The organism is Streptomyces virginiae, from assembly GCF_040638905.1.
GTDB classification, from domain to species: Bacteria; Actinomycetota; Actinomycetes; order Streptomycetales; family Streptomycetaceae; genus Streptomyces; species Streptomyces virginiae_B.
Genome location: NZ_JBEZYV010000058.1, coordinates 17864 through 27508, shown reverse-complemented (window position 1 = coordinate 27508; position 9645 = coordinate 17864). Strand labels below are relative to the sequence as shown.

Annotated in this window: 6 protein-coding genes and 1 pseudogene; 5 read left to right on the top strand and 2 right to left on the bottom strand. The window is 73.0% G+C overall.

Annotated elements, in window-relative coordinates:
* Positions 1–135 precede the first annotated feature (135 nt).
* Positions 136–816, top strand: coding sequence for an HSP18 transcriptional regulator (locus AB0F82_RS37130; protein ID WP_356815042.1), 681 nt, complete (start codon positions 136–138; stop codon positions 814–816).
* 411 nt (positions 817–1227) lie between these two features.
* Positions 1228–1575, top strand: coding sequence for a hypothetical protein (locus tag AB0F82_RS37125; protein ID WP_362635873.1), 348 nt, complete (start codon positions 1228–1230; stop codon positions 1573–1575).
* A 216-nt stretch (positions 1576–1791) separates the two neighbouring features.
* Here the strand turns inward: AB0F82_RS37125 and AB0F82_RS37120 are convergent, their stop codons facing one another.
* Positions 1792–2130, bottom strand: coding sequence for a MerR family transcriptional regulator (locus AB0F82_RS37120; protein WP_356815040.1), 339 nt, complete (start codon positions 2128–2130; stop codon positions 1792–1794).
* An 822-nt stretch (positions 2131–2952) separates the two neighbouring features.
* Here AB0F82_RS37120 and AB0F82_RS37115 point away from each other — a divergent pair.
* A pseudogene (locus tag AB0F82_RS37115) lies at positions 2953–3346 on the top strand (ATP-binding protein).
* A 971-nt stretch (positions 3347–4317) separates the two neighbouring features.
* Here the strand turns inward: AB0F82_RS37115 and AB0F82_RS37110 are convergent.
* Entirely contained in the window at positions 4318–5022 is a 705-nt protein-coding gene (locus AB0F82_RS37110) for a hypothetical protein (protein WP_362635869.1), read from the bottom strand.
* 718 nt (positions 5023–5740) lie between these two features.
* On the opposite strand from AB0F82_RS37110, the gene AB0F82_RS37105 reads away from it, so the two are divergent.
* Both AB0F82_RS37105 and AB0F82_RS37095 read left to right on the top strand, forming a co-directional pair.
* Positions 5741–7015: a DUF1266 domain-containing protein gene (locus AB0F82_RS37105; protein ID WP_362635867.1), complete on the top strand. Its 1275-nt coding sequence runs from the start codon at positions 5741–5743 to the stop codon at positions 7013–7015.
* Positions 7016–8348: 1333 nt separating this feature from the next.
* The gene (locus AB0F82_RS37095) at positions 8349–9644 is read left to right on the top strand and encodes a phosphotransferase (protein ID WP_362635865.1); all 1296 of its coding nucleotides are present in this window, start codon (positions 8349–8351) and stop codon (positions 9642–9644) included.
* The last annotated feature ends 1 nt before the right edge of the window (position 9645 follow it).

The following is a 9645-nucleotide window of genomic DNA, read 5'->3' as shown; positions in this document are numbered from 1 at the left end:
TCAGCATCGCGAAACACCTCCAGTCGGTTCAGGCAGGAACTGCCCATGCGCTTCAACGTGCTCCCGTTGTAACATGTCATCGAAGCGATGACAAGAAAGAAGTCATCTGGAGGATGACACGTGACGGAGGGTGCCATGAGTGAGGCCGCCGAGCCGTCGGCGCCGGTCCCCTTCCTCGCCGCGGCCGCGGCGCTGGAGGCCATCGACCGGGCCGTCAAGGACGCACAGCAACCGGACGCAGGATCGCCGAAGACCGGCACGGCAGTGTCCGCAGCGTCCGCGCGGGGCTCGGGTCCCCACCCCGCTCTGGCCGCGCTGCTGATGCTGCGCGAGGTCCGCGAGGAGCTCGCCGGCTGGGAGAGCGGCCTCATAGAAACCGCCCGAGGCCAGGGTGCCAGCTGGGCCGACCTCGCCGGCCCCCTCGGCGTCGCCAGCCGCCAGGCCGCCGAACGCCGCTACCTGCGCCTGCGGCCCGGCACCGCCGGAACCACCGGCGAACAGCGCGTCCAGGCCACGCGCGACATGCGCGCCGCCGACCGCACCGTGACCGCCTGGGCCCGCGACAACGCAGCCGACCTGCGCCGCCTCGCCGCCCAGATCACCGCCCTCACCGGCCTGCCCCCCGCCGCCCAGGCGGCCGTCGACGAACTGAACGCCGCCCTGGCCGACGACGACGCGGCCCGCCTCGTGCGCCCCTTGACCGACACCCGGCCCCATCTGCGACGCGAGCACGCCGCCCTCGCCAAGCGCATTGAGGCCCTGACCCGGCACACCGACCAACTCCGCCAGGACACCCACGAGCAGCGCAGCAAGTGATCCGCAGCCGTCCCGCACCCCTCAGCCGGTGGCCGCGCTCGGCCCGCCGCTGAACAGCGGCACCTCCTCCACCATCACGTCCAGGCGCAGCCGTGTGAAGCGGACCGGGTGCCGGAAGACGCCGCCTCGCGTCACGTCGCGGGGCCGCGCGGCCGATCGGGCGGAGCCGGCCCCTCCCTTACAGCCGACTGCTTCCACCCTCCCGCTTGCACGGTGCAGTCGGTCGGGCTCGGCGGCTACCGCTCCCGTCCCGGCCCGCGCCCTGCGATCCTCCCGCCCCCAGCTCACCCGGGTGTCAGGCGTCCCCTCTTGGGCAGGCGACCTGATCCGGGGACCCGCGCGGATGCAGCCCGCCAGCGTCCTTCACGCCCCTGCGCACGCCAGTCCTTCGGCGGGGGGAGGGAGATCGTCATGGCGTTTCTTCACCGTCACCAGCACTACCGCAGCGGCCGCGCTGCCGACCGGCAGGCGCGCGCGGCAGCCGCTCGCTGGCGGCACGACGGCAGCGAGCCGCGATGGGCTCGCAGCGATCTCAAGCTCCGCCGCCTGCTCTCCATGCTCTTCGCGCCGATCTTTGCGCTGATCGGCGTCCTCATGCTGCTTCTCGGGTCCGGAGCGCCAGCCGCGGCGGGCCCGCCGCAGGGCATCTACACGGCTCTCGCCGTCTGCTGCTTCCTGCTCGCTCTCGTGGCTCTGGTGGACCTGTACGTGATCAGGCGCAGAAGGCGCGAACAGCAACGCTGGCACCGCACCCCCTGATTCGGCCCCGCCCCGCGCGGTCGGGTCGGCTCCCCCACAGGTGGCGCACGACAGGCCGTCGCACCGTTTCAGTGCCGGCGGCCCCCACAGGCGGCGAGCGACGCGCGATGGCACGTCGCGTGCAGCACCCTGCCCGGCGAGAGCCTGGCGGCCATGGGCGCACTCTCACCGCGGGCCCGAGGCTCGCCGGTGACCCGGGGCGGACACGGGTTGGTCTCACGCCGAGGCCGACGGGTTCACCGAACCCGCGGCACGGCGGTACTCGGCGTTGATCCGCTGAGCTTCTTCCAACTGGTCCTCGAGGATGACGATGCGGCAGGCCGCCTCGATCGGGGTGCCCTGGTCGACGAGTTCCCGGGCGCGGGCGGCGATGCGCAGCTGGTAGCGGGAGTAGCGGCGGTGTCCGCCCGCGGAGCGGAGCGGGGTGATCAGGCGGGCTTCGCCGATGGCCCGCAGGAAGCCCTGGCTGGTGCCGAGCAGCTCGGCAGCCCGGCCCATGGTGTAAGCGGGGTAGTCGTCGTCTTCGAGACGGCCGAACGAGTCGTCTGCTGTCATGAAACCTCTCTCATGGAACGCGTGGAGGGGCCCTGGCGCCGTACCGGCACCAGGGCCCCGAAGGAACTGCTACACCATCTGTCGGCCCTGATACTGCGCCGACCTTCTGTATCCGCTGACCCGCCCGAACGGCGACGGGACATGCGGGGATCGCGGTTGCTTGACCGGAGACCACCTCACTATCGATGTCCTGCGGTACCCGGGCTCAGACTTCCGCCCGGGCGATCCTGATGGCGCCCAATCCCTCCGTTCTCCCTCGGATGATCAACTAACTCGGTACTACTGGTGCTGCGTTACTGCTCGTGGCCTCACACAAGCGCCACTCTTCGGCAGCCAGCCCCGTCGCCCATCCTGCATCTGCTCTGGCTTAGAACCCCACTGCCGAACTTCCCGGTGCGCGCGCCCGCAGCCGACGCCTTCACCGAGGTGCTGCTCACTGACTTCACTGCTGGGTACTGCCATTACTGCCATTACTGCGGTACTGCTGCGGCGGCCCCTGATCACTGCGGGCCACCCGGTCCGGCCGTCAGTCCCGTCGCCGTCCTGCAAACGCTCTGGCTTCGGAACTCCACCACCGCACCGTCCAACGACTGCACCTGCGGGTACTGCTGCCCGGCAGTTCGTCTCTGCCGGGCTCTTCTTGACTGGGCTACGAGAGAAACCATAACCACACCACCATTCAATGTCTACTCCGGCCGACATAGATTTCCGCGTGCGTGTCCCTGAGGTAATCGGGTGCCGCCGGGTCGAACGACTGCGGGCGGGTGCACCACGACCGGGCAGCAGGCAGGAGGGATACCGACAACAGACCCGGAGGGCGCGATGACCACGACGAGCGCCGAGCGCACAGCCCTTCGTCCTCCGGCTGCCGTCGCCGAGGCGCGCCGGGCCGCCCGGGCGTTCCTCGAAGCCCTCGGGGCAGCCCGCCACCGGTCGGGAGCAGGCCGGCACGGTCGTCCTGGGCGTCTCCGAGCCGGTGACGAACGCCCTGCGCCATGGGGGTGGCCTCTACGCCCTCCGCCTGGCCGCGCATCCCCACTGCATCGAGGTCGCCGTCGAGGATCCCAGCCCTCCAACGCCGCGGATGCGGGCCCCCGACCTCGTCGACGGGACGGGCGGATTCGGCTGGCACATGGTCAACGGCCCCTCCCTCGCCACTGTCGTCACGCCCGGGCCCGAAGGCGGCAAGACCGTCCGCGCGCTTCTCCCCCGGTAGCACGCTGGGCCGTGGCGAAGCCCTCATGAGCCCGGGCAGGACGGTCGCCGCCGGCCTGTTTACGAGGGCCTCAGCGGCCACACGGGGGTGCGTAAGGCGTTTCCGCAAGCTCAAGGAGACCGCCGGCCGCCGGTGCGGTGCGGTGCGGTGCCGCAGTCATCCCTTGTATGGAAGAGCCCCGACCAGCCGGGGGGGGGTGGGCTGGCCGGGGCCTGCCCGGCCAGCGGGGGGGGTGCCGGCCGGGGGCATGCGGGCGGAGCCGCCAGGGCCGCCACTTCGCAGCGGATCCCCCGACTCCAGCGGAACGATCCTCGCAGGCGAACACCCACCAGACCTGCTGGACACGCATCCTGGCTGATACCACGCCCAAGAAGTACTTCCCTGGCCGATGAAGAACGGGGCGTGCGTCCGGTCCCCGCCCGCCCCCACCGTGACGTGACGCGCCGCCGAAGCCCACCGGTCCCGCTCCGCCGAGTCGCGACCGCTCCTGGCCCGCCTTCCGGGGCCGGTGGAGGTCTACGGCCGGGCTCGGAGCCATGGCAGGAGTCCGCCCCGGCAGGCTCCACAGCGGGAACGCGTGTGAGCGCGGCCGACCGGGGAGGAAGCCGGGGCCGGCCATGCGGGCGCAGGGGGCCGCGAGGACCACCACGGCAGCGAGCAGCAGCGTCCAGGCGGCCGGGCCGGGCCGGGCAGCACGGCCCAGGGGGGCGTAGTGGTGGACGGCCCAGCCCGTCGCTCAGCGCGAGGCCTGGGCGGCGGTGAACCGGGCCGGGCCCACGGCGGCAGCGGCAGCCGGCCGGCCAGACCTTCACGTTGGTACTGGGCGACGTCCGGGCACGTCACCGTGGACACGGTGCTCTTGCCGCTGCCCGATGTGATCACCGGCCGCCGGTCCACCAGCGGCCGAACGACGGGGAGCCGGCGACGTCCTCGCCCGAGGCAGGGGCGCCCCGCGGGCGGGCCCGCCCGGGTCAGGAGGCGGCGGACGCGTAGTGGTCGGCGTACCCCTGGAGGCGGGGAGCGAGCGGGCTCTGGGCGCCTGCGGAGTGCGCGTGCATCCACAGCTCGTTCTCCACGACGAAGCGGTACGCGAACTCCTCGAAGGTATCGGCGCACCGCATCAGCGAGGAGGCCACCGCGGCCCGGCCCTCCTCGGCCGGCTCCCCCTCCGCCCACCAGCCTGCGGACTCCAGTTCCACATGCGAGAAGACCACGAACGCCTCGCCGGAGGGCAGCAGGTACAGGTACCAGATGACGCAGTCCTGCTGGTCGCGCAGGAACCGTACGAGACGGGCGCCGTCCTGGGCCGGGCTGTGCAGCGGACCGGAGAGGTGGCTCCAGCAGGCCGTCACCGAGACCTCGTCGAAGGCGCGGCAGAGGCGCTCGCTGCCGTAAAAGGCGGCGAAGCCTTCGGGGAGCGCCAGTCCGGCCTCGGCCAGTTCCCGCTCCATGGCCGCGAGATGGTCCGTGTGCTCGGATCGCGGCCCGCCCGCCCCGCCCAGCCAGTCGAACCCGGCGTCGAGGTGCGCGGCCTCCAGCGGCGGCAGGCTCTCCAGGGGGTACACCTCGTAGGTGGACGCGCACGGCCGCAACTGCCCCAGGTCCGTGGCGCACCAGCCGGTGGGGAAGGCGATGGCCGCGACGTCGGCTGCGGGCCCGGAAGTGGAAACGGACATGGAAAGCCCTTCAGATGGTGGCCGGTTCAGCGGTATGCCCGCATCCTCGCTCCCGCCACTGACAACGGCCGGCCGGACCCGGCAGGGGTCACGTACGCCCCGTTCGAGGGCGCCAAGGGCGATGTCGGCCGGACCGGTCACACCACCGGTCCGTGGCACCCTCGTCAGGGCTCGACAGCGAGGGAGACCGGCAACGTGTGGCCGGTTGGCGATGTCGAGGTCGCGCAGGACACCCAGGCCGTGTACTCGTGGCCGGCACCGCGACGGTCACGTCGCGGACGAAGCCCTCGGTCACCGTCGTCCTCCGGGCGGTGGGGGCCGGGGCGCGGCCCCGTCGCAGGGACCGCACCCTCCGCTTCCCCACAACTCCGCATGCGTGTCCAGAAGATGCATCCGGCCCTGGCGGGTGGGAGAGGAGCAGCCCCTCAGGCGGCACCCCCCGGCCGTCGCCGCCGGGTGCGGCAGGCGGACGGCCGTATCGCTTCGGGGCGTTCGAGTTCGGCGTCGCGCTGCTGTCGGCCGGGCGAGAGCCAGGGCCATCCCGGCGCGGGCCGAGATGTAGAGGACGTCCTGGTGGGCGGCGGCGTCGAGGCCGGGGCGGCGTGGAGCCGTCGGCCCGTGGCACTCAGGCGGGCGCCCTCGACGGCCTCGCCCGCTCGGCCCCCGCCCGGCGGGACCGGCACGCCGACCGCCCTGGAGCAGCCCTTAGGGTTTGCCCATGAGTTTGACAGCAGGTCACGAGGAAGGAGCCCTGCCCGGTCCGACGGCATCGGCGCGGGGCTGGCAGGCGCCGAGCGCGGTCGAGCGGGGGCTGTACGAGGCGAAGGCGTGCGGCGACTGGCCCGCGTACTACGACCTTGTCGCACGGGCCGACCTGTACATGATGCAGTCGCGGGCCTACGTCGACGCGAACGCGGGCAACACCCGCTTCCACCCCTACTGGAACCCGCAGACCCAGACCATGTGTCTGGCCGTCTACACCGGCGGCATGCTGCCGCCGCCCGTCGCCGACCCGGTCTACAACTGCTACGACCTGGGCTGGTTCGCGGAAGTCTGGAACGAGAACGACCCGCCCTACCTCGTCGTCAACCCCGGCAGCCCCTGCGAGGGCGTCCTGCCGGCCGGGCCGGAGGGCCGCGCCCTGTGGCAGCGTCACTGCGCCCCGGTGGAGCGGCCGGGGCTGGCTCAGGACGTCGTCCACACCCTGGAGGTGGGCGGCCCCCGCACCGGCCCCGTCGCCTTCGGTCTCGCGGTCGGCGCGCACATCAACGTGCACAACGGGCGCTACTGGAACTCGATGGCCTACCACGGCTGCGGCTACCGCAACGAGAAGCGCACGCTGGAACGCTGGTGGGGCGTCACCACCCGGGAGGACTGGCAGGACACGCAGGAACAGCTGCTGCGCGCCGGAATGGTCAGCGGGGTCTGGGAGTTCGTCCTGCAACTTCGCCGCTCCATGGCCCTGGACTTCGCGGGCCCCGTCGATGTCGACCACTGGCGCCAGGCCGCGGTGAACGTGGTGCGCCGGCGTGCCGAGGCCGCCGCCGGGCCCCGCCTGACCGCGGACGGCGTCACCCCGGGCGGCACCCTCACCGCCGCGGAGCTGGAGGGTCAAGTGAGCGGCCTTCAGCGGCTGATCGGCCGCATCGCCCGCTACGAGGCGCGGTTCCGCGCCGACGGCCTGCTGCCCGAGGGGGGCTTCGTCCGGAGCGTCGAAGCCTGGGACTACGGCCGGGCCTCCGGCATGGCCCGCTGGGGACTCGCCGCCCGCCTGTGCTCCCTGCAGGAGGCGGAGGCGGCCGTGGTCCGGGCCGGCCGTCTCGTCCAGCTCAACTACCGCTCGTGGGAGGACTTCTCGGCCGCCTACGTCCTGGGCCGCTGCCTCCACTTCGACGAGGAGGAGTTCGGCGAGTGGTACGAGACGGTCCTCGCGACCCACCGTGCCCTGACCGCCGACCCGGCCAGCCCGTGGCGCACACTTCCGTGGACCTGAGGATCTCGCTTCAGCACCGCGGTTCGGCGCCGGCGGGCACCTCGTAGCAAACCAAGTCGTCTGAGTATGTACGCCCATGCGCACGGCACGCTCCGGTCGGCGCAGTGAGCCCATGGCCGCGGCGTCTCCCCCAAGGCCTCCGGCCGCGCGGCTCCTGGCCCCGCCGTGGTGGCCGGCCCTGCCGTACGTCGTTTCTGCCCTGAAAGGCCCACAGCACGACGGCCACCGTGCTCAGCACGACAGTCGCCGGTGCGCCTGGCGCGATGGCGACGACCAGGAGGCTGCCACCAGTGCCGCCGGTGCCGTCTCACAGCGCTCACTCGGCCTCAGCCGCCGCATCGTCGCGGAGGTCGACGACCTGCACCGTCTTCGGTGCCGGCCGAGCTGGGGATCAGCGGCACCGGCGAGAATGGAAGAAACGGGGGGTAGTGGAAATGGAATACCTGGTAGTCGTGGGGGTAGGTATCGCCTGGGGGCTCTTCCAGGCCTGGCGCGGCGGCGTATTCGGCGGCAGGCCCCCGCGGCCACAACAACGTTCCCGCTCGCGGAAGAACGACGGCGTCAGCTTCTCCTGCGGCGATGATGCGTCCTGCGGCGGCGGCTCCTCCTGCGGTGGCGGTGGAGGCGACTGATGCCCTGGAGCTCACCGCACTCGCGAGGCCGGCGTCGGTCGCGGTCGCGGGTGCCGCCGGGGGACTCGCCTGCCGGTCGCACGCAGCACGCGGCCGGCGGCGCCCTGGGCGCGTCGTCGAAGAGGCGCTGGGCGTAGGTGGCGGGGAGGCGGACGGTGGGGCGGCGTAACCGGCCGTCGTCGCTGGTGGCGCCGGGTGCGGGGCAGCCGAGGCGGGCGCGGGTCTCGACGGTGATGAAGCCGGTGGCTGCGACGTGCGGAGGCGGGTTCCTGCGGGCGCCGGGGCGGCGACTCGGGCCGGAATTGCGCAACGGGTGCGGGACGCGGTGCGCGGGTCGGCCCCTTGAGGAACCTCCCGACTTCCTCGGTGCCTACGATGCCGGGGCAGAGGCCGGAGCCCGGGTGGATGCTGCGCCCGGGGTGGTGACCGGCGAGGTGTGACGGCAGCCGAGGACCCGCCCGCGGGCGACGCACTGCGGCACCTCGCACTGCACGGCGAGAGCCCCCCGGCGACGGGGAGGCGTCATTTCGGCCCGGGCCGCAGCACCAGCGCACGGCCGGGGGGCCGGCGCCGTTGGACGGTCGTCGGCATGCCCGCAACGGTTGAGGCTGTCCCTCCAGCGCGCTCTGTCTGCCGGCGGCCTGTGGCGAAGGGCGGAAAATGGGTCGCGCGAGCGGGGTGGGATGAGAGAGCTTGCCCGGATGCAACAGGCGAGCGGTCGTACGGTCGGCATCCACCTCACCCACGGGGACGAATACTTCGGCCTGCTGGGGCCGTACGAGGTGGACGGGGGTTGGTGGTCGTCCGCCGCGCCGATCGTGGAGCGGGTGTCGCAGGAGCTGGGGGTGCCGGTGGTGGTGCTCCGGCTCGCCTACGCGCCGAGCGACGGCAGCAGCGGGCACGGCGGCCACGTGGTCTACCACGTGGAGGCGCTGGAGCGGCCGGCCGGCTCGACGCCGCGTCAGGTGACGCCGGACCTCACCGCGTTGCTCGGGCCGGCCGAGCGCCGGGCCGGCTGGGCCACGACCGCAGGGCTGCGGGAGGCACTCGCCTGGGCCGAGGAGACGCTGGACGAAGCGGGCCGGCCTGCCGTCGGCCGGCCCGAACAGGTCCGGACATGGAACCTGTCCGGTCTCTTCCGCTTCCGCACCGCCGACGGCGGCGAAGCGTGGCTGAAGACGGTCAACCCCTCCTTCAACGCCCCTGAGGGCCTGGTGATCGCGCTGCTCGGCGCCGTCGACCCCACGCTGGTGCCGGCCGTCCTCGGCTCCGACCCGGAACAGGGCCGGCTGCTGCTCGACCACGTGTCCGGTGAGGACCTCTGGCGCCCGTCCGCCGAGGAGGTCGTCGCCGTGGTGCCCCGGTTGGTCGCCGCCCAGGCGGCCTTGGCCGCCGACGGCCGGGCCGCCGCGGCCGGGCTTCGGGACCGTACCCTGCCCACGCTGGTCGCCCACGTGAACACACTGCTCGACCGGCTCGTGGCCGAGCAGGCGACGTTGCCCGGGCCGGGGGCCGAGGGGCCTGCGGAGCAGGCCGAGGACCGGCTGACGGCCGAGGAGCTGACGGCTGCCCGGGCGCTCGCCGCGCGGCTGCCCGCGCTGGTCGAGGAGCTGACGGCCTGCGGGCTGCCGGACACCCTGGTCCACGGCGACTTCCACCCCGGCAACTGGCGTTCCGACGGCACCCTGGCGGTGATCGTGGACTACGCCGACTCCGCCTTCGGTCACCCGGCCCTGGACGGGCTGCGCCCGCGTCAGTACGTGGACGGGGAACGGTGGGCGCAGATCGCCGAGGTGTGGGCGCGGGCGTGGCGGGAACACGTGCCCGGCTCGGCGCCGGAACGCGCGCTGGAACTGGTCGAGCCGCTGTTCCACCTCGCGTACGCGGTGCGGTACCAGGAGTTCCTTGACCACATCGAGAGCAGCGAGCGGCCGTACCACGAGACCGATCCGGTCAGTGAGATCCGCAGGGCGCTCACCTGCGTGGGCCCGGCGTGAC